Source organism: Fibrobacter sp. UBA4309, assembly GCF_002395745.1.
Taxonomy (GTDB): domain Bacteria; phylum Fibrobacterota; class Fibrobacteria; order Fibrobacterales; family Fibrobacteraceae; genus Fibrobacter.
Window position 1 is genome coordinate 46,293 of record NZ_DGUN01000049.1, and the last position, 20,417, is coordinate 66,709.

At 47.0% G+C, this 20,417-nt stretch carries 20 protein-coding genes; 8 read left to right on the forward strand and 12 right to left on the reverse strand.

Features of this window, described 5'->3' with window-relative positions; translation table 11 throughout:
* The gene (locus B3M32_RS06290) at nucleotides 1-450 is read right to left on the reverse strand and encodes an ATP-binding protein (RefSeq protein WP_290744317.1); all 450 of its coding nucleotides are present in this window, start codon (nucleotides 448-450) and stop codon (nucleotides 1-3) included.
* A gap of 160 nt (nucleotides 451-610) precedes the next feature.
* Between B3M32_RS06290 and B3M32_RS06295 the strand changes: the two genes are divergently transcribed.
* A complete protein-coding gene (locus tag B3M32_RS06295; protein ID WP_290744319.1) occupies nucleotides 611-1,915 on the forward strand; it encodes an ATP-binding protein in 1,305 nt (434 codons plus the stop codon).
* Nucleotides 1,916-2,193: 278 nt separating this feature from the next.
* Here the strand turns inward: B3M32_RS06295 and B3M32_RS06300 are convergent, their stop codons facing one another.
* The 8 genes from B3M32_RS06300 to B3M32_RS06335 all read right to left on the reverse strand — a co-directional run bounded on the left by B3M32_RS06300 (nucleotide 2,194) and on the right by B3M32_RS06335 (nucleotide 9,840).
* The gene (locus tag B3M32_RS06300; RefSeq protein WP_173542404.1) at nucleotides 2,194-2,427 is read right to left on the reverse strand and encodes a DUF7723 family protein; all 234 of its coding nucleotides are present in this window, start codon (nucleotides 2,425-2,427) and stop codon (nucleotides 2,194-2,196) included.
* A complete protein-coding gene (locus B3M32_RS06305) occupies nucleotides 2,408-2,698 on the reverse strand; it encodes a DUF7724 family protein (RefSeq protein ID WP_290744323.1) in 291 nt (96 codons plus the stop codon). The genes B3M32_RS06300 and B3M32_RS06305 overlap by 20 nt, the downstream gene beginning before the upstream one ends.
* Nucleotides 2,699-2,993: 295 nt before the next feature.
* A complete protein-coding gene (locus B3M32_RS06310) occupies nucleotides 2,994-3,794 on the reverse strand; it encodes an FISUMP domain-containing protein (RefSeq protein WP_290744325.1) in 801 nt (266 codons plus the stop codon).
* A 144-nt stretch (nucleotides 3,795-3,938) separates the two neighbouring features.
* Complete coding sequence (locus B3M32_RS06315; protein ID WP_290744327.1) at nucleotides 3,939-4,310, reverse strand: hypothetical protein; 372 nt, start codon at nucleotides 4,308-4,310, stop codon at nucleotides 3,939-3,941.
* Nucleotides 4,311-4,892: 582 nt separating this feature from the next.
* Nucleotides 4,893-5,876 carry a hypothetical protein gene (locus B3M32_RS06320; RefSeq protein WP_290744329.1) on the reverse strand — a complete coding sequence of 328 codons (984 nt, stop codon included), beginning with the start codon at nucleotides 5,874-5,876 and terminating at the stop codon, nucleotides 4,893-4,895.
* 26 nt (nucleotides 5,877-5,902) lie between these two features.
* Entirely contained in the window at nucleotides 5,903-7,309 is a 1,407-nt protein-coding gene (locus tag B3M32_RS06325; protein WP_290744331.1) for a hypothetical protein, read from the reverse strand.
* 218 nt (nucleotides 7,310-7,527) lie between these two features.
* Nucleotides 7,528-8,313: a hypothetical protein gene (locus B3M32_RS06330; RefSeq protein WP_290744333.1), complete on the reverse strand. Its 786-nt coding sequence runs from the start codon at nucleotides 8,311-8,313 to the stop codon at nucleotides 7,528-7,530.
* Nucleotides 8,314-8,319: 6 nt separating this feature from the next.
* The gene (locus tag B3M32_RS06335) at nucleotides 8,320-9,840 is read right to left on the reverse strand and encodes an RHS repeat-associated core domain-containing protein (RefSeq protein WP_290744335.1); all 1,521 of its coding nucleotides are present in this window, start codon (nucleotides 9,838-9,840) and stop codon (nucleotides 8,320-8,322) included.
* Between the two features lie 777 nt (nucleotides 9,841-10,617).
* Between B3M32_RS06335 and B3M32_RS06340 the strand changes: the two genes are divergently transcribed.
* The 7 genes from B3M32_RS06340 to B3M32_RS06370 all read left to right on the forward strand — a co-directional run bounded on the left by B3M32_RS06340 (nucleotide 10,618) and on the right by B3M32_RS06370 (nucleotide 19,127).
* Nucleotides 10,618-11,082, forward strand: a complete 465-nt coding sequence (locus B3M32_RS06340; RefSeq protein ID WP_290744337.1) for a hypothetical protein — start codon at nucleotides 10,618-10,620, stop codon at nucleotides 11,080-11,082.
* 97 nt (nucleotides 11,083-11,179) lie between these two features.
* A complete protein-coding gene (locus tag B3M32_RS06345; RefSeq protein ID WP_290744339.1) occupies nucleotides 11,180-15,223 on the forward strand; it encodes a hypothetical protein in 4,044 nt (1,347 codons plus the stop codon).
* Nucleotides 15,224-15,362: 139 nt separating this feature from the next.
* Nucleotides 15,363-15,755 carry a hypothetical protein gene (locus tag B3M32_RS06350; RefSeq protein WP_290744341.1) on the forward strand — a complete coding sequence of 131 codons (393 nt, stop codon included), beginning with the start codon at nucleotides 15,363-15,365 and terminating at the stop codon, nucleotides 15,753-15,755.
* A gap of 9 nt (nucleotides 15,756-15,764) precedes the next feature.
* Nucleotides 15,765-17,141, forward strand: coding sequence for a GspE/PulE family protein (locus tag B3M32_RS06355; RefSeq protein ID WP_290744343.1), 1,377 nt, complete (start codon nucleotides 15,765-15,767; stop codon nucleotides 17,139-17,141).
* A gap of 4 nt (nucleotides 17,142-17,145) precedes the next feature.
* Complete coding sequence (locus B3M32_RS06360) at nucleotides 17,146-18,378, forward strand: hypothetical protein (RefSeq protein WP_290744345.1); 1,233 nt, start codon at nucleotides 17,146-17,148, stop codon at nucleotides 18,376-18,378.
* Complete coding sequence (locus tag B3M32_RS06365; protein ID WP_290744347.1) at nucleotides 18,365-18,718, forward strand: hypothetical protein; 354 nt, start codon at nucleotides 18,365-18,367, stop codon at nucleotides 18,716-18,718. Before B3M32_RS06360 ends, B3M32_RS06365 begins: the two co-directional genes overlap by 14 nt.
* Complete coding sequence (locus tag B3M32_RS06370; protein ID WP_290744349.1) at nucleotides 18,711-19,127, forward strand: type II secretion system protein; 417 nt, start codon at nucleotides 18,711-18,713, stop codon at nucleotides 19,125-19,127. The genes B3M32_RS06365 and B3M32_RS06370 overlap by 8 nt, the downstream gene beginning before the upstream one ends.
* A 61-nt stretch (nucleotides 19,128-19,188) precedes the next feature.
* On the opposite strand, the gene rplI is transcribed toward B3M32_RS06370, so the two are convergent.
* The 3 genes from rplI to rpsF are packed head-to-tail and all read right to left on the reverse strand — an operon-like array spanning nucleotide 19,189 to nucleotide 20,275.
* On the reverse strand, nucleotides 19,189-19,638 hold the full coding sequence (gene rplI / locus B3M32_RS06375; RefSeq protein ID WP_290744351.1) for a 50S ribosomal protein L9: 450 nt from the start codon (nucleotides 19,636-19,638) through the stop codon (nucleotides 19,189-19,191).
* 14 nt (nucleotides 19,639-19,652) lie between these two features.
* Entirely contained in the window at nucleotides 19,653-19,904 is a 252-nt protein-coding gene (rpsR, locus tag B3M32_RS06380) for a 30S ribosomal protein S18 (RefSeq protein ID WP_012820327.1), read from the reverse strand.
* Nucleotides 19,904-20,275 carry a 30S ribosomal protein S6 gene (gene rpsF, locus B3M32_RS06385; RefSeq protein WP_173366109.1) on the reverse strand — a complete coding sequence of 124 codons (372 nt, stop codon included), beginning with the start codon at nucleotides 20,273-20,275 and terminating at the stop codon, nucleotides 19,904-19,906. The genes rpsR and rpsF overlap by 1 nt, the downstream gene beginning before the upstream one ends.
* Between the last annotated feature and the right edge of the window lie 142 nt (nucleotides 20,276-20,417).

Genomic DNA, 20,417 nt, shown 5'->3' on the forward strand with positions numbered 1-20,417 from the left:
TCAGGGCTTCACCGTCACGAATTGCTGTTTCTTGCTCTTGGGCTTGTCCGGTATGGATAACTTCAACAAGCCCCGCTCTACCATCGGGAAAATGTGCCTTGTCATGAGGTAGGCAATGGTGATATCATCCTTGAAGCGCTCTTCCAGTTCGCCGCGTGTCCTTGGCCTTGTGCAAAAATCAAGGATACTCTGCTGGAACGGGGTCAAGGGTTCTTCTTTTTTCGCGATGGCGTTGTACAACGTAACACGGAACACTCCGTAGGTGCTTTCGAACTTGGGTGGCTGCAGGCCGGCCTCTTCCATGGCATGCTTTATGGTAGGGATTCCGCTATAGCGGTTTTCCGTCTGCCCTATGACTTCGAGGGCATTTGCCAGGTATGGGTTTCTTTTCGAGCATTTTTGACGAATCCCATTTTCGTTAAATTCAATTAAAAATTCGTCAAAAATCAATATTTTTCGTCAAATTCACAATATTTTCGTTTAAAATCTGCCAAAACCTCAGATTCTCAAGAGAACTCCAGCAGAAAAATGAGTAATAAGCAGCAAATTTCCCATAGAAAAATGTATAATTTTGTTGAAATTTCCCCTAGAAAAGCGTATATTTCGTAACATGGAACGATCCCTATTTACAAAATTGCAAGCCTGGAAGGATTCCCCGAATAGATGTCCCTTGGTGCTGGACGGGGCCCGGCAAGTCGGGAAAACCTGGATTTTGCGTCAATTTGGCGAAAAATCCTATAAAGACATGGTCTACGTGAACTGTGACCGGAACGCCTTTGCCCAGTCGCTTTTCGTAGACTACGACATGAACCGTATCCTGACAGCCCTTTCTGCATATTCGGGAAAAAAAATTCTACCGAACGAGACACTCGTAATTTTTGACGAAATCCAGGAAGTTCCCGCTGGTTTGACGGCACTCAAATATTTTTGCGAAAATAGGCCGGATATTCATGTTGCGGTGGCGGGCTCTCTGTTGGGATTGCAGAATCACGTCGGCACAGGCTTCCCGGTTGGAAAAGTTGACCGCCTTCGTCTTTATCCGATGTCCTTCAAGGAATTCTTGCTGGCGATGGGAGAATCGCCACTGGCGGATTACCTTGAAGAAGGCAAGTGGAACGAATATTTCGTCATTAAGGACAAATTGATTAATCTGCTACGCGAGTATTACTTTGTTGGCGGCATGCCCTTAGCCGTGGACGCCTATTCCAAGCGTCGCGACATTTTTGAAGTCCGAGAAATCCAGAATAAAATACTGATGGACTATAATGACGACTTTTCAAAGCATATCCCGTCAAACGATCTGCCCAAGGTTCGGGCGATATGGAATTCTGTCCCCGGTCAGCTTGCAAAAGAAAACAAGAAGTTCATTTGGGGATACCTCCGGAAAGGGGCCCGTGCCAAGGACTACGAAAATGCCATACAGTGGCTCATGGATGCAGGCCTCATTCATAAGGTTCACCGGGTGAAAAAATTCGATATTCCTCTCAAGTTTTATGAAGATTCAAATACGTTTAAGGTATTCCTGAATGACCTTGGCTTGTTGGGCGCACTCGCGAACGTTCCAGCCAAGGAAATCCTGGCCGAGTCCCGACTGTTGACAGAATACAAGGGGTCATTTACGGAACAGTACGTTGAACAGCAAATTCGATGTTCCACCGACATGCCGCTCTATTACTACACCAACGAGAATTCGACTTCCGAAATAGATCTTGTCTTGCAGGCAGAAAGGGTGTATCCTGTAGAGGTTAAGGCGGAGGAGAACCAGAAGGCGAAATCCCTTGCCTATGTACTTAAAGCAAACAACCAGCTGAACGGACTTCGTTTTTCCATGGCGGATTATCGTGAAGAGACGAGGATGAAAAACATTCCCCTATATCTGATTGAGTGGTATTTAGAAAAAGAGTTGCTCTCATAGGAAATTTTCAGCGACTTAAACTTATCTACAATCAATTTTCCCTAGGAATCGTACGGAAAAGGCCGCCAGAGCGACCTTTGGGAAAATCGAACCATGTATATAAAGGGTTATGCAGCCCTCTTATTAAACTCCTGCATGGTCCAATTAAATCCATCAGTTAGAAATTTTGCAGCTTGTTTAAAAGCATCTCTGTAAGCTTCCCCAGATACATTCGACGATGCACGCCATCGTGAAATAGAGATAGTAGCCCGCGATTTTGAAAGGGAAATACTTCGGCATCAGTCGTTACCAATCAAGTCCTTGTTTTTCAAGTAATAGGCTTGTACAAGAGCGAGGCGGCCATCATCCATCGAAGACATTATCATGTCGCCATCTTTGTTGAGCACACAGGCTTGGTCAGGATTGCTTAGATAAAGTATCTTGATGTCGCCGTTTTCCATAACGGTAAACGAATAGTTTGCGATAATCATGTCGGCGTTGTCGGCAATCTCTTTAAGCTGTAGCTCGGACATTTTCCACCTCGACGGGCTTTATCGGTTGCAAGAAAATTTTCGGGTCAATATAAAGGTTTTCCAGTATCGGAACCAAGTCAATATAATCTTCGACAAGCTTATCCTGGCTATGGCTATAGACGGCATCGACCACAAGGTAGCCGTTGTCCCATTCTTTGACCCTCGCTATCCGAACAAGACTATACGGTCCCTTGAACCGGATTGTCCGTCCGTTAAACGAGAAAGATATGTACCCCCCGTCATTCGACAGGAGCGCCTTTGAATTGACCATACCGCTAATATACATTTATTCCCTTACAGGCGCAAGTGCACGATTCCATAAGGAAACCCTTGTCAATCGCCTTGCATACTGAATATACAGAAAAAGGCTGCCGGGGCGACCCTCTTATTAAAATCCTGCATAGTCCAGTATCCCACTTGCCATTGTGTTCCCCTTTCTTGGACTACGCAATGAATATGATAATACTTTTCCCCACTTATGTAAAATCGTACCAGTCCACCTTCACAAACAACTTTATTTTTTAAGTTTATACAAAAACTTACAAACTGCTTACTTTGGTCGGAGGCTAGTCCATCAGGCAACGCAGGTAATGCGAAGCGTAGTCCGATTTGTTCGTATACGTTTTTACGACAGGCTTCTGGGGCATGGTATCGAAACAAATGGCATATGCCTTGTTATATGTCCTTTCGGTTGCCGTATAATAGCACGACATGGATTCGTTTCTTTCGTTTGGAACGGGGATCGAGAACCCGTATTCGTCGGTTCCCTTGTAATCGGGACTCTTGTAATCCCATTCCGTAGAAAGCAGCTTGGAAACGGGCCCCTGATGGACAAGAACCTGCCACTCATCCATAGTGGGCACGTGCCATCCCTTGGGGCAAAGCCCCTGCGTGTGGAATGCAGAATCCTGCACACCGGCAAACGCCAGGGAATCCCTGAATTTGCACGGAAGCTGCATGACGGTCATCCACGAGTAGTAACGCCCATATTTTTTCAACGTGGAATCTGGCGGATAGCTCCAGTTTTCAGAAAAGTTGCTTTCGCATCCCACTAGATACGTAGAATCGACAATTCTCATGTTTTCGGCCATCCAGATCTGGTCGCCGATTTTTGCCGTTTTGTACACGTCGCCGTCGCGTTCGTCAGTCAAGAGGCCAGTTTCGGGGTCGTAGTTTGCAGGCAGCACCTTCGATTCGCTGGAAACGATATTTTCGGCCGAGCTGCTGGAAGAAACTTCCGGCGATTCCGCTCCAGACGACGAAACATCGCCCTTTTCCGAAGAACTCGAAACTGTTGTTTCGCCGGTTTGCTCCTGATCGGGACTGGAAGAAGAATCTTCTCCGCAGGCAACCAGCGCAAACATCATTGACAGACAACAAATTAGGGATTTTATTTTCATTTTGTTCTCCTAAAAGGGCTTAGAGAAATATACCTAATTTAGACAAAAAAGGGGAGAAAAACGCGTATTATCACATTTTCCCCAATTATAAATTGCGTTATTTCAAAAAGGCTAGCGTTTACCCGACAAAGAGCGCTCAACGTTTACACGGCCAAAATACGCCGTAGCACGTTCTGTAGCACCATTGAAAAATATTTTACCACCTTCTATTTTGCAATATTCTGCTTGTTGTTCAATGCGCCACGCATCTGCGCCCAAATCCGTCATAATCTTGTTCACATCTTTAAACGGAACCAGTTTCACAACATATAGCCGCAAGGTATCGCACGTTACGCCGTTGGCAGAAACGCAGTTCCAATTACCTATGGCCCCAAGGCGATAATGGGCAGAATCACCTTCGTCTTTTTTGAATTTTTCCGCGTACTTGAGAACATCATCTTCACTCATATAGTCCGGATAGTAAATGCCATTGACTTTTTTCATTTTGAGCTCAATGGTTCCCGGCGGAGGGTCAAAGCGAGGCTGTGACGACAGGTTTTGATGGTGCGCATTATGGCAACAACACAGAAGGATTGCAGAGCAAAGCAGTATACATCTCATCTAAAGAGCACCCCTTCTTTTATGTTGTAACAGCGGTTAGTCACGACAATATCCGTCTGAGGCTTTTCCCAAATGGTAAAACTATCCAAGACCGCATAATCTACATAGTCATACCAAACATAAACGAAGTTCAAGGCATCTGTTTCTTGCTTTTCTTTTTTCTGGTTCCATTTGTTGATACAGTAATCTCTAGATCTTTGATCGTCATTTATTCTAGAAACAAAATAAAATGAAGAATCGTTACTCGTATCACAAAAAGACGGATCATCGCAGATGTTCTTGCGCCCGGAGGTTCCTATTATTCTGCGAACAACACTTGTATCTAACCGACAGGGGAATCCAATACGAGACTCGCCCCAACAGACTTCCTCCGATGGAGCTCTCTGTGTAGCCATAAAACAGGCACACAGAACTAGACAAGCAGCAATAATCACCAACTTTTTTATAAGCAACCTGAACCCCAAATCAATATTCGTTAACAACCTCATAACCAAGTAAGGCCCTAAACTGATCTGTATTCTTTTGAAGGCTATTTTGTCTAATATACTGCCACTGTTCATCAAGGCTATTATTAATAGTATTTTTCAATTCAGGGCTCCAATATCTACCATATCTATAATTAGAAATATCCTTTGTGATAGTTTCTTGAGGCATGCCATATTTATTCATAAAAGCACCTTTATCAAGATTTCTCTCCAAATCTGGCGTAGTCGACATTGCTATAGCCTTTTCTGTGAGTTCATAATGCATGGTTTCGTGTTTGGCAGCATACAAGAACCTATCAGGGTCAAATTTCATTTCATTCCCAACTTTTACCATAAAGTCGTCATTATAAAGGGTCACCTTATTCAATGTGGGATCATAATTAGACTGTCCTAAAGTAGTTCCATCTGTCACCGGATTGTAGTCTGTTGTTCCCGACTGAGTATTAGCAAACCATCCGCCCATTGCAACATCATAATTTCCAGAAGACCCAACAGCTTTTGCTGCTCGATCAAGCATATCTAGACGATTACCCCATTCAGCAACAGTTCTATCAACCTCTAAAGCATATCGATCAACTAAACCATATTGTAAACCAGCGGTAAGAGCCCCCAATCCTGCCCCTATACCTACACCCGTCCAAAATTCACTGCTATCCCACTTAGGATCAAGTCCCGATACTTTTTGTTGAGCGTAATTAGTGGCGTATTGTCCTGCCGAACCAACAGCCCCACCAACGGCTCCGCCAACAACCGCTCCTGCTGCTGCAGATTGCAAACCGAGGCCCGCAAGCCCTGTTGCTGCTCCACCGGTCGCAGCGGCAGCCGCACCCACGGCTGCACCACCGAAAAAGCCTATGCTTACCGAAGCGCCACAACGAGAGTTTGAACCCGGTGCAGTACATTGAATGGCTCCATTAACAGTCCCCACCACAGCGCCAACTACAGCACCAACAAGGACATGCACAAATTCCCCGTTCGGATCGACATAGTTTACCGGATCGCCGCCGTACGTGTACGGGTTGGCAAATTGTCCCCGGCGGGGTCCGGAGTCAACCACATGCCGAAGAACGGGTCGAAGTAGCGGCTCCCGAAATACAGTTTGCGGATGGACCCGTCTTCTTCCTTGCCCTGCCAGCGTTTGTTGTCCTCGACATTGCCGTGCACAATTTCGCTAGAAGTTCCATAAGCATAGTAGTCGATTGCGCCATTGAGCCCACCTGTGCTCGCGTAGGCGCGCACGTTACCCTGCATGTCCGTCACCGGATAGTAAGCAATACCACTGTTCATATCACGGAACCCGCCCGCAACAAGATCCATCTGGGTCAATGTAAAGCCTACATCGTTGCTCACGTGCTGCGCATAGTACTTGCCTACACCGGGCATCGTCGCGAACTCTTCATCAACGCCGGCACCACGGAAAGCCGTCCATATGCGTTGACCGCCCTCGTCGTACGCCATGTACATGGTCTGACTCACATCAGCAACATTGCCCGAATTCACCTGGTCAAGCGTCGGCTCGGCCGCCGTAGCAGAAAGGGCATATGCAGCCTCCGGAAGCCCTGCAGAGTTCAGGCGGTAGGCGACGTTCACATGGCGATCAAGCCAAGCATTGCCAGCCGCATCATAAAGGAAGTATTCTTCAGTACCGGATGGCGAAGACCCATTTACATTGAAACCCGAGGGACGATACTTGTCACGATTGGAATAGGTATAGTTGACCGTTGTATCGCCTTCTTTCTTGCGAGTCATCTGACCATAGGGACCTTCATAAGCATATTCACCCGAAAGCGCACCATTCGCCTTTATCAAGCGACCATCGGCATCGTACTTGTAGTTTACGGAGCGAACTACGTCACCACGTCCAGGCAATCCTTTCCAAGTATGTTCAACCTTGAAAATGCGACCAGCAAGCGGTGTTACGTAATCTATTGTATCCTGGAAAAGCAACTTGCTGTCGTCTTCATAGACAATTTTCTTCGGACGATCGTGTACATCACGGATTATAGTCTTCTTGTAAACAAGCACGCCCTTGTCATAGTAGCTCTTACTCTTTACATTGCCATTTTTCGTGTACACGTAGGTCGCGATATTCTTGTGGTTTTCATCCTCGATTTTCAGTAGACGGCCGGCGGCGTCGTAGTTACGATAGCGCCCAGCGCGAGGTACGAAAGCAGATGCACTCGCATCCCATTCACCGAAGGTAGAATGAATGAGTTCATCTGACTGATTATACTCATAGGACAGTTCCACTGCAGGCATGCCGGGCATCGTGTAGATTACCCACTGGCGGGTCTTGCGGCCAATGCGGTCGTAGCTCGCCATCTTGGCAACGGCAAGTTTGCCGTCGGCATCGTAAGCGAATGTCGCACCGACATCTTTCTCGCGGATATTCTGCATGCTATTTAATATAGCAGAAATCAAGGAAGCATCGGCATTAAGCCCGTATTTGGTTAAAATATATGCTTTTTTACTTGTCAAGTGATACGAAGAATCAGTTGGAATCACATGAAAAAGGCCGCTGAAGCGGCCTTTGCAGTGGCAAAAAAGGAATGTGTATCCATCAACTTGTTAATGAAATCACACCAGAGCCTTTTCACTTTTTTTCGTAATTCAAATCAATCACATTCCTTTATTTGAAAAGGAGTCATGCAAATCTTTTTATTATCAAAATACATATATATTACATTATCTTTTCTTTCAAAGTTAACAAAATCTTTTTGATGTTTTATTTCAGAAATGAAATAATCCTGAATAAGAGACAATAGTGCAATATGATGGATGTAATCTTTATAAAAAACATCGTCCAAGTTTGTGTGTGAGCACAAACCTCTCTCACATATGGTTGTTGCTTTCTTCAGGTCTTTCTTTATTTCATTTATTTTTAAATCATCCACCTTACGTAAGGAATCGTTAAAAGCCAACCGGTTGCTGTCGCTAATTTCCTTTTTTGTTGAATACTCGCTATTGTCATATTTTGATATAGATAAAGCTTGACGTGGCGCGCCATTAATAATACCAATAGGATTTAAATAAACCGTATCAATAAAAACACCCACTGAAAATCTTTTTCCTTTGCCACTCTTTTTTAATGTTGCTGAAAAATAAAGGCTTTTCACACGATTTCCATCTATAAACGTATTGTAACACAACTGATTTTGCGAGCATTCATAAAACTCAGAACGATCAAATGAATTTACAATGTCAGAATTATCAATATCATTTATTCGCCTTTGTGCTACAAATTGAATTTCCGGAATCATATCATTCAATCGAATAAAATCAGAATAGCCTCTTTTTTTTAAATATTCGATTGCGATTTTTTCATAATTACAATCACTTTCGTTTTCACATGCGAGCAGCATGAAAAATAATGGTAAAAAGAAAAATATTTTTTTTTGCATTATCATTTAACGTTCGGCTCTATTGTGATTATCAACTTTTCTAGATGAATTTACATAATTTCTCACACTAAATTTATCTACATATCCAATAGAGCTCTCAGTGCCCGATACCGGATCGTATTTTTTTACAGGACGTCCAAGTCCACTTGATTCAGCCTTTTTTGCAGGAATCATATAAATCATATGATCTTTGTAGTTTTGATAATCATCATCAGACATTTCATAATTCCCGGAACCATAGCTTTCCAAATGTCGACCATGATTATGCCAATTAGCAACAACTGTCGCTCCCTCAGGAACCTGACTTTCCGCGTCATATGGATACGATGTATTTTCAGTCCCTTTCATTCCATATGTCGAGTAAAACAAGCCGTCCAATTCGTATATTAGGCCTGCATATTCAGCATTATCTGAGCTTGCTTGATCTTGATAAAAATATCCAGCATCTAAAACAGCTGCGTCCATATTATTGAATCCATCCTCTGGATCCAAACCATCTTCATCAATAGATTTTATTGGATTGTAATAATTCCCCATATATACATACGAACTGGAGAAAAACCTTGCTGGGTCAACGCTTATCCACAATCCGAGCATTGGATCGAGATAACGGGCACCGAAATAATCCAATTCGATTTCATCATCCAGTTCCTTCCCGGTGAAATTCTCCGTCACCTTCTCGGCGGGTTCTGCGAGGCTGACCTGTTCACCAAAGGCACGGTAGTCATAAGCGGCAACCGGCACACCCACATCGGCGACATCCGTCCAGGAGTAGCCCTGCGTGCCATAGACGAGCATCGTGGAGCCCAGGTGGTTCTTCAGGTACCATTCGAACTTTTCAGAGGGGATGTAGCCCGCACCGAACCCGATGTCGACAGCGGAAGCGTCCTCCGGCATGTAGCGTCCAAGGCCCTGCGGCATGTTCACGACGACCCTCACGTCCTTCAGCGTTCCGCCAGGCATATTCTCACGAACCTCGGTACCGATGCCCGTGTAGTGCGTCACAAGTGTGGCATACCAAGGACCGTCAAACGCTGTCTTCTTCATGCGCGTCTTCGAGATACGGCGGCCAGAGCCGTCGTAGGCCATGACAAGCTTCGTGGAGTCGCATACGGTGTAGTGACCATACGCAGTGCAAGTTTCACGGACAAATTCAACGGGCATACCTCTCCAATCATAGGAAATTGTAAGGTTCTTGGACTTGTCCTCAATCAGGTTGCCGTCCGCATCGTAGTCAAAATTATTTGCATCAGTCATATTACGAGAGTCAGCAGTGCCGCCCATACCATTTGTAACAGACTTGAGCTTATTCGATCCGGCTTCGTAGGTATATTCGCCGCCGGCAGATTTGCCGACATTCCCGGCACGGCGCTGGGCGACAATGCGGCCCTGGTCGTCGTAGGCGAAGTACATGGTATGCTTCACATCGGCGACGCTACCCTTATTCACCTGGTCAAGTGTCGGCTCGGTCGCATTGTCGATAAGGACATATGCGGCCTCAATATCTTTCTCGCGGATGTTCTGCATACTACCCAATATAGCAGAAATCAGGTTGGCATCGGCATCAAGTCCGTACTTTGTATGTCCTTTATCAAAATTTGTCAAATTTCCGCTAAAAACGCATATTCATATTCAAAAATTTCCGTAGCTGTCATCTTGCAAATATTTGTCCTCGACCAGCCCCCCCCCCCGAAATCGCACAGAAAAAGGCCGCCGGGGCGCCCCTCTTATTAAACTCCTGCATAGTCCAGTATTCCACTTGCCATTGTGTTCCCCTTTCTAGGGCTACGCAATGAATATGATAATACTTTTCCCCACTTATGTAAAATCGTACCAGTCCACTACTAAAACTCCGTTGGAATCATATGCAAACTCCCATGTTGACATATTTTTACAATAAATCCTCAACAAATAATCATTTTGTAAGATTCAGTTCCACTCCAATACAAAATCACTTGTTCTTACTTTTTCTTTACAAAGTAAGAAAACAAAAACCGTATTTCATTGTCACACAACAAACTAACAAATTTGTTTCAAACACTTATCCACAATAGACAAATTCATTTATTTGTTATTCATTTCACACACAAATTTACTTAGTACAAAATAAGTAAAAAATAACAAGTGCATTTAGATAATTTCTAACAAGGTTTTCTTAAATTTACCGCCAATTGTATTGAAATTTTTCAATTAGAGACAAGTTTATCGGGGCTTAGGAATCTAATTGAAAAGATCGCTAAAACAGCATTTCAGCACATTCTCAACCTCACCCCGAGCAAAAACACCAAAAAAAAGGATAAAAAAATGAAAACTTTCTTTAAAACGCTTGCAATTCTCATGGTAGCCTCTATCGCTTCCTTTGCGGAACCCTTTTCCAACGTCTGCAATGAAAATAACAGCGACGGAAGTGTCGGCATGCCTATGAAATCTTGCACCATCGACAACCTGACGAACTACACTCTTATCGTCAACGGCTCTCGCTTCATGATCGACACTTACCAAACTGTAACATACAATGGCGAATCTTTCGGCCTCCGCCTCTATGTAACAAACACCGTTCCTGAATATAACCCCATCATGGCATTGGCACAGAACGCTTTCGCAACTCGCGCCCCCCTGCACATCATTTATGTAAACCCGGCCGTAACGAACATTATCAACGCCGACTACCTTAACAACAAGAATTGCGGCATCAACCGCAACAATGACGGCACCCCCGCCTACATGCACTGCCCCATCCAGTCGTTCACCATTTTCAGCCAGAACTAATTAAAGATAAGGCTATTTACTTCAAAAAAGTTGGTAAAAAATGGTACGATATTTATCAAAATACTTAGCAATAGCGATGCTCGTGCCGCAGTTACTGATGGCAGCGACACATCAAATCGCTATGAACGTACGGACCGTTCTGTCTTTGAACGACGGTGACGACGTTGAATTGGTCGGCTTCCCCGACTACAACTGGGGATATACTCGTGTTTTTATGGGCGTTAACGCCGGTCCTTTCGCCGAATTAACCGGAGGTTTCTTCGTTAATGACTGCGGTTATGACCTCAGCGGTTTCTATACACAATTTGATTTCCGCTACTCCAGTTCAATCCGGATGACGTATTTTGGTCCTAGCGCCGATTTGCCGATTCAGTGGTGGCTGGGAACAGGAGCTCCCGAGGCTACGTGCGTAAAGAGCGAGGACACTCCTGAAGCTGAAGAAGTCAAAAATCTTATAAAAATACTTGTTAGTGAAAAATTTAAGAACTACAATGACATTGGCAACCAGAATGCAAGCTATGTATTTGAAGGTGTATCCAAGCCATTGAAAATAACAAATATGCCTTCTGGAGACTTCAATGTCATCAAGTTCACCATTGTGCCTTTGGACAAGAAATCTTTGGATGGCTACATGTATTTTGGCGATAAAAAATACAAGGTCAATGGTGATACAACCATCATTTCTTTGGCTCCAAGATACAAGGAAATTCTTCCATTCGAATTATCTTTCGACACCTATCGTAAGGTAAAGATTAAATGGCAAGCCATCGTAGACGTTCCCGAAGTGACCGACATTGCAGACCAAATAAAAAACAATGGAGATTCCGTCTCTGTCGAATACAGCTTCGAAAAAACACCTTACACACACAAATCTTTAAAAATTAATTTTGACAAAAATGCATTTACCGACGGTAAAGCACCTACCGTCAAGAAATACGCATTTAACCCCAATGGTCCCGCTGACGAAATCGGTATGTCTTTCTCGGGCACGTTATATGACATCTCCGCGAACCTAAAACCGGGCAAGCGAGTCACTATGGCGCTTCCCTTGGACATGGATTACGATTCCGAAGAAGATACTCTTTGGTTTGAACATTTCATTGAAGAAGAAAACACCTGGGTAAAAGTTCCTGTTGACAGCATTGTTGACGGTTATGCCTATTTTACCGTTGACCATTTCTGCTTCGGTTGGCTAAAAAAAGCATGCAAGACAATCGTGAAGTACACGGTAAAAATTGGCGCCGGCGTACTGAATGTTATTCCTGGTGTCCGCAAGTATGTCGACAAACTTGCAAATTACTTGGCTGATGCAGTTGGTTCCGCAATTGACGGAATTATCAACACCTATGAATGGATACGCGAAGTTCTTACCGACATTATATGCTTTGATTGGGAAAGCGCATCAGAAAAAATAGCAGAAAAATTCACCGACGCAGCAACTTATCTTGTAGAAACATTTATAAAGACTAATAGCGGTTGGGACCTTCCTGATGGTTTTGTCAACTTCCAGAATTGGGATGCAGGACTTCAAAACAAATTGGAAGCTTACCGCAACCTAGACTTTGTAGGAACAGATGAAAATAGCATTAACATCATTTTAAGTAACGAAAATATAGAGAAAGTTATTGACGATGATCAAACTTGCAAAGATATTGCAGATGCGGATGACAGGATTTCATGCTTAAAATGGAGAATAACTAAGTACAACTACGATATTTACCTAGCAGACATCCTTTTAACTCAAGCCAACATAGGTACTACACGTTTCAAGTTTGAATATGATAGCAAGACTCTTTCCGGAACCGTCACCGACCATTACCGTAAGGACGCTTCTAACAACGATGTAAAATATCCTCTATCTCTACTGTTCAACACCGATCCGGGTTTTTTGAACGATGCTTCTTCGTTTGTTGACGGACTCCAAGCATGCGGACATCTTGAAAAAGGTTTATTCCCCTTCCTAACGACAAGAAGCCAAATGGCCGATAAGATTAGGGATTTAAACTTCCGAGGGGCTTGCAAAGATTTATTCAATATGTTCTCCCTGGAAAACATAGATGTTATCGGCAATACTTACGATTGTGGAACAGCGGCTCTCAAAGCAAAAGCCATGCTCACCTCCCATGAGAAAAAACTCATTGCTGTTAGTGAAGCCATGACCCGAGCTTCTCTCTTGGCATGGGTTGACAAGAACAACTTCCGTCCATACTCTGCATTGATGCTTAAAAATGTCTACGATGGTTCGAGAGAATGGCTTTCGTTGATTGCACCCTTGATGATGAACAACAACATTTCTACCAAGGCTTATGTCAGTTTGGCCCTGTACGAATTCGTCCACTATGGGACCCAAGAAATGTTGGCTAAGTTGAATCATGCCTTTGACATAAATTATGGATTCAATGGTGGATATTCCGAAGGTGCCGGGTATTCTCAATACATTTGGGATGAAGCGACATACATCTTTGCAGCAATGAAGGATGCGTACGCATCAAAATCCTGGACACTGAATCTTTCCCATAATTTCATGCAAAGCGCAGACCACATGTTCAATACGTCTCGCCCTGTTGGCGCATTGGGAAATATTCCTGTTGAAATTGATGATGGAGTTACATATAAACCTGATTACCGGCCTTGGGCTAAGCTGAAAAACGACACAAAGTATTTAGCAATGCACCAGAATTACGGAATGGACAACAATAAGATTACCACTCTTGTTCCGTTCGGTGTTCCGAATTTCACTTGCAATACCAATGAATGCTCTTTGGCGAATTTGCAAGACAGGATGGGAAGAGATCCTTATCTGTGGACATATTTTGAAGATGGCGTTGGAGTCATCTCCGTCAAGAATCCCTCTACAGGTGAAATCACATCCTTGTCCTTAATCGGTGAATCCGGTAACCAGTTTACGTTGGGGCAAGCTCATGATCAGCAAGATAATCTTTCTATCACACTCACGAGTTCAAAAGATGGTCCGATTATCCAAGACAGGGGCTATGCCGGCTTTGGACAACGTCCAACAGTTAATTTCCATAGGTTTATTTATCACAATGTGTTAGCCCCGCTTAAGGATGGGGTCGATTTGACAGACGCCGCTCAGAAAGCCATCGTCGAAAATATTGTAGACATTGATGCGCAGAGCGACAATAGATCGATGGAATACAGTGACATAAAAAGCCGTTACAACGCCTTTATGAAAGAAGATGCTGGATATGTTTATAAAGCAATCTTCTCGTTTATCGACGGTTCAACAATCGACGCCATGTCCGGAGGCAACATCTACAATTTCAGACTAGAAGGCGGAAAGGCCGTAAAAAAAGTTGACAAACTTGTAGATATTCCTACTTACGATCCGACCATCAGCAATTCTACTAAAAATGGATATGGTGCCATTGCCTACACGGCAACCCTTCCGTATAGCAAGGGCAGTATTGAAGACGACAGAACTATCCTCTACTTTGGCGGCAGCCTCTGGGTTATCGACCAGCCGAATAAGACTGGAATGGTTTGGTTGGCGAATTCCCCGATAGCAGGCTGGAATTCGATTGCCGATACCTACGGTGTAGAACTGTTTGCTTCTTCTCCATCGAAAATTCATGAAGAAAATCTTGTTGTCATGAATGGATCTTGCATACATCAGAACGGCTCCGTTGCGCCGGGCGTTTGTGATCCTAAAGCCGAACTCAATAATCTCACCAATTATGAATATGGCTTGCACGACCCGTTGGCAACCACTTATGTTATGCAATATAACGTGATGGGTTCGGCATTTAGCAAGTACACTTCCGACTGCCCTACAGAAACGCAGTGCTTTATGTCGACGGACGGAAACGTCACTCGCAAAGTTGTCGTTCCTGCCAAGAATGTCAAGTATGACATGTGCGATGCTTTGCACAACGATTGCGCACTTCCGTATGAAACAGATGCTATTCTCATCGCAATCCATCTTAATGGAAAGTGGGAATATCAACTCCTAAACGGAAAAACGTATGACAAGGACAATGAAGGAGCCCTAATTGCAATTATCGGTGGTACAACAAGCCTAACTGCATACACGGCTTATAGAATGGATGGTTCTGCTTTTAGCGGAAGATACAGGAATACCTACCAGCCATATATTCCATTGCTTTTGCTGAAGCCGTAAGAAAAAAATATTTTGATTAAAAAGGGAAACTCAAGCCTTATGGCAAGAGTTTCCCTTTTCTATTATATTCTACTTGACGCCCCACCCCGCAAAAGTGTATATTTGCACCCAAGTCTAACAACGTTATCATTATAAACAGATGAACAGCATTCGCCTTATTCTTATCCTTTCTGCCTTGGCGCTCCTCTTTACCGCCTGTCTCCAAGACGACGATGCCGATTCCCGTATTCCTGTACGCTATACGGTCATTGTTACCGACTCCACTTCCGGAAAGTCCGTCGAAAGTGCAAAAGTGGAACTCACAAACGAGGTCCAGGCCTCCCAGTCGCTCAAGACCAACTCCAGCGGTACGGTCATATTTCCGAGCGAAGAAAGCTACGTGAACCAGATTGTCGTCACCAAGAGCGGCTATTTTCCCAAGGACACCGTCGACGTCATCGCAAACTCGGACACCTCGCTGAAGGTCATCCTGCGGTCCATCGCCATCCGCCTTGTCCCGGTCGACACGGCCAAGGCCGATTCCACAAAGTAGCCCTCCGCCATGCCCTTCGAGCTCAAAGCACCTCCCCCGCAAACCGCCCTGCGGTTCTTGCCACAAGAACTCATGCAGCGTTTTTCGGCGATGCCCGTCGACTACAACGAAGAGACCAAGACGCTTACGGTCGCACTGGCCGATATCAACGACTTTGACCTGATCAGCGACCTGCAGGTTGCCGCAGGGACCTACATCAAGCCCATACAGGCCGACGAAGACAAGATTATCCAATGGATCGGGACCTTTGCCGAAAGGGCGATGCCCGCCTACGGGACGAACTCCGCAGACAAAAAGACCAGCTCCCCCACCATCAGGCTCGTGAACGACATCATTTCCGAGGCGATGCACACCGGAGTTTCCGACATCCATTTCGAGCCGGGCGAAAAGACCTTCCTGGTGCGTTTCCGCAAGGACGGCGTGCTGAAAATCGCGCGCAAGCTGCCGTTGCGTTCCATCTCGGAGGTGCTTTCGCGCCTCAAGATCATGGCGAGCATGGATATCGCCGAAAAGAGGCGCCCGCAAGACGGCCGCATCCATTTCGACGACGGCAGCAAGAACGTGGACATCCGCGTATCGGCCCTCCCGACCGACTACGGACAAAAATTCGTATTGCGCCTTCTCGACAAGGGCCAGATCATCCACCGCCTCGATTCCCTGGGCATGACCCCCACGCAGATCGGCCTGTGCGAAAAAGAAATCCACAAGCCCTACGGGATGTTCCTGATTACCGGCCCCACGGGCAGCGGCAAGACGACAACGCTCTACACCCTGCTGCAGATGATCCGCAGCACCGAGCTCAACATTTCCACAATCGAAGAACCTATCGAATACAAGCTGGACGGCATTACGCAAACGGCGGTCAATCCGAAGATAGACCTCACCTTCGCCGCAGCCCTGCGCACCCTGCTCCGACAGGATCCCGACGTGATCATGGTTGGCGAAATCCGCGACAGCGAAACCGCGGAACTGGCCATACGAGCGGCCCTCACGGGTCACCTGGTTTTCAGCACGCTCCACACGAACGACGCCCCCTCCGCCATCGTACGCCTTGTCGACATGGGCATCGAGCCGTTCCTCGTCGCATCGGCGGTAAACTTCATCATGGCCCAGCGGCTCGTCCGCAAGATTTGTTCCAAGTGCCACGGCAAGGACCCGAACTGCCTGACCTGCGGCGGGAGCGGCTACAAGGGACGTGTCGGCATTTTCGAAATGATGACCGTGACGGAAAACATCCGCGAGCTGGTCCACAAGAGAGCCTCCATCGCCGAACTGAAATCGTGCGCCATAAGCGAGGGCATGAAGACCCTGGCCATGGACGGTGCAGAAAAGGTTGCTGCCGGGCTTACCAGCGAATCCGAGATCGCCGCAGAAGCAACGATATAGGGCAATGCGCAATCAGGCAAAATCCGGATACACTTTACCCTTCACCGTCGTGATGCTCGTCGTCATCGGCCTACTGTCCTTTTCGCTGTACGGCATGGTCAGGAACGAGCGCATCGAGGCGGCCCGCAGGTACGGATCCATCCAGGCTTCGCTCGAGCTTGAAAGCGGCGTAAATTACGCCTTCCACCGTATGCAGCACAACGGGAGGCCCTGGCTTACCGACAGCCTCGCACACGCCTCCGCAAACGGCAAAATCCGTTTCTCGCTTACGCAAGAGCAGGACGGGGCGTTCGCCAAACTCACGGTATACAACCACGATTCTTCACGAACATTCTCTGCACGTACCGGATTCAACATTCCGTCTTCCCCGGCACTCGTGATGCTTACGCCGCAGGCCAACATAAGCCTGGCAGGCAACGCCAGGATCGAAGGCGGCACGGCCGTAAGAACCGGCAGCATCAGCTACAGCACGCACTACAAGATGCACGCAGAAAGAGACGCCTTTTTCGATACCGTCTATGTCGGAGAGAACCTTCCCTATTTCGATACGCTGTCCGTGTATCCCGAACTAGGCATGGACCAGTTCACGACCGAATTCACGAACGACCTGTGCATTTTCGACGGCACCGACATGGTCGGCAACGGCACGCCCGTGCGTTGCAAGACAGTTGTCATGCAGGGCGACAGCCGCTGCTTATCTTGCCGGATTGACGCAGACAAGGTAACGCTCCGCGGACGGGCCACCTTGGAGAACGCCGACATCCGCAGCAGGAACATCCTGATGAAAGATACCGTAATGGTATCGGGGACTTTCTTTGCGCAGGAAACACTCCAGGTATCGCTCGAACGCAAACAAGAAAAGAACCTGCGCCTGATCGTGCAGGGCCGCAAGACCGGCGAAGTCGACTACGCCGGGGCGCTGAACATCAACAAGCTGAAGGCTTCCGACGTCGCGGTTCTCTTTATCGGGCACAACTGGAGCGAGACATTCCGCGGCATCCCCGTAAACATCGCCGAAGACGTGGAACTCCGCGGGGCGCTGATCAGTTTCGGCATTACGGATTTCCGCGGCAAGCTGACCGGGCGCGCCATCGCCATGCATTTCGGGTTCTACGAGGGCGAAACACTCTGGCGCGGATTCCTCAGGGGCGGGCAAATTATCGGCGACACGGCAATCCACACCTTCGTGCCGCATATCATCTATTTGGGCGGGGAGGCCAGCTATGAAAAGATCTAGCCTCGCCAAGAAAGGCAGCACCCTCATGGAGATCCTCGTCAGCCTGGGCATCCTCTCGACGACCGGGGTGTTCCTTTGCGGTTTCCTCTACAAGAGCCCGACCACGCAGAAGGCATGGACAGACTGCTACGGCCACGAGCTTTCGACGGTCGCCATACTGGACAAGTTCGAGGCCGACACGACATTGCTGCATACCGATGCCAACGGCGGCCACTGGGAAACGGCCATAACCGTGACGAAAGACGAAGACGAGCTGTGCTACAAGGCGGTTTCGGTACACAACAAGAAAGATTCCACCAGGGCGCTGCACTACTGCATCTACGGAGACTTCCATGACTAAAGTTTCCCCGCAGAGAAAAAGAGGATTCACGCTCATCGAGCTCGTCGTGACCATGGCCGTTGCCGGGATATTCATGACGCTCGTCATGAACCTGTACAGTTCCGCGAACAGCGCCTTCATTACCTACCGCAAGTCCAACGACACGTTCTTCGCCTACAACGTCGTCAGGGCAAAGTCAGAAAGGGTACTCCGGGAGCATCCGGGCGTCTGCGTAAAGGACCTGGACAGCGACGAGGCCGCCATCTACCGTTTCACGGGTGAATACGCCGATTCCCTGAACGAGACATTCCCGCTACGACCGCTGAACTGCAAGCCCATCGACAAAAAACGGACGCTCGTATTTTTCAGGGGGCACGCCGATTCCACGAGCAAGGCCCTTTACGGATTCCACTACATCGTCGACCGGTAAAACGCAAAAAACCGCCCCCAAAGGGAGCGGTTCCAAAGCTTTCGGTGTTAACGGAGCCGGCTTAAGCCTTCTCTGCAACCACCCAAACCTTGACCTGTGCTTCGACATCGCTGAACACCTTGACAGTGACGGTGTAGACACCGAGCTGCTTGATGGGTTCGGCAAGATCGATCTGGGCACGGCTAACCTTGACGCCAGCCTTGGTAATGGCTTCGGCAATGTCACCAGCGGTCACAGAACCGTAGAGACGTTCGCCTTCCACAACGCGGCGTTCGAGGTTGACAGAAACCTGGGAAAGCTTGGCAGCGACATCGCCGGCTGCAGCGAGTTCCTTCTGGAACTGGGCTTCGAGAGCGGCGCGGTTGCTTTCGATCTGGGCCTTGGCTTCCTTGGTAGCACGAACAGCGAGCTTACGCGGGAAGAGGTAGTTACGGGCATAGCCGTCCTTAACCTTCACGACGTCGAGCATCTTGCCCAAGTGGGGAACATTGGCTTTAAGAATAATTTCCATAGTCTAGTTCCTCCTTAGCGCATGCTGTCCGAAACGAACGGGAGAATGGCCATCTGGCGGGCGCGCTTGATAGCTTCGTTCAGCATACGCTGATACTTGGCGGACGTGCCGGAGATGCGACGCGGGATAATCTTGCCACGTTCAGAGATGAAGCGACGGAGAGTCTTCTCGTCCTTGTAGTCAATGAACTTGACATTGTTTTCCGTGAACCAGCAAGTTTTCTTGCGGCGAATACGGGTTGCCTGCTTCTTGTCTTCAAAAGCCATTATTCAGCCTCCCCTTCTTCTGCGTCGACCGGGATGATTTCCTCGGTGGACTGAGCCATATCCTGGTTGTAAACAATTTCGCTCATCGGATAATCAGCGAGGGTCATCCAACGGAGTGCGTTTTCGTTCAGCTTGAGGGCGGCTTCCATGTTTGCCACGACAGAGGCTTCGGCCTTGTAGTAGAAAATCACATAGTAGCCGTGCTGGCGCTTGTTGATGGTATAGGCGAGCTTGCGCTTGCCCCAGTCGTCGCGACGGAGAATTTCACCGCCGCCGTTGGTGATCATGGCACCGATGTTCTCGACTTCAGCGTTGATGGCGTCGTCAGAGATCATAGCGTCGATGATAACCATCGTTTCGTATTGTCTCATAATGAGTCCCTTTGGTCTATCGCCCGGAAACCGACATTGGTCCCGGGAGGGTTCCGATTAAAATCGGTGAGCCAAATATAGAAATCACCACCTTTTTGTCAACGCGGACCACCCCCCGAGGTCGAACCTTTTTACTAATTTT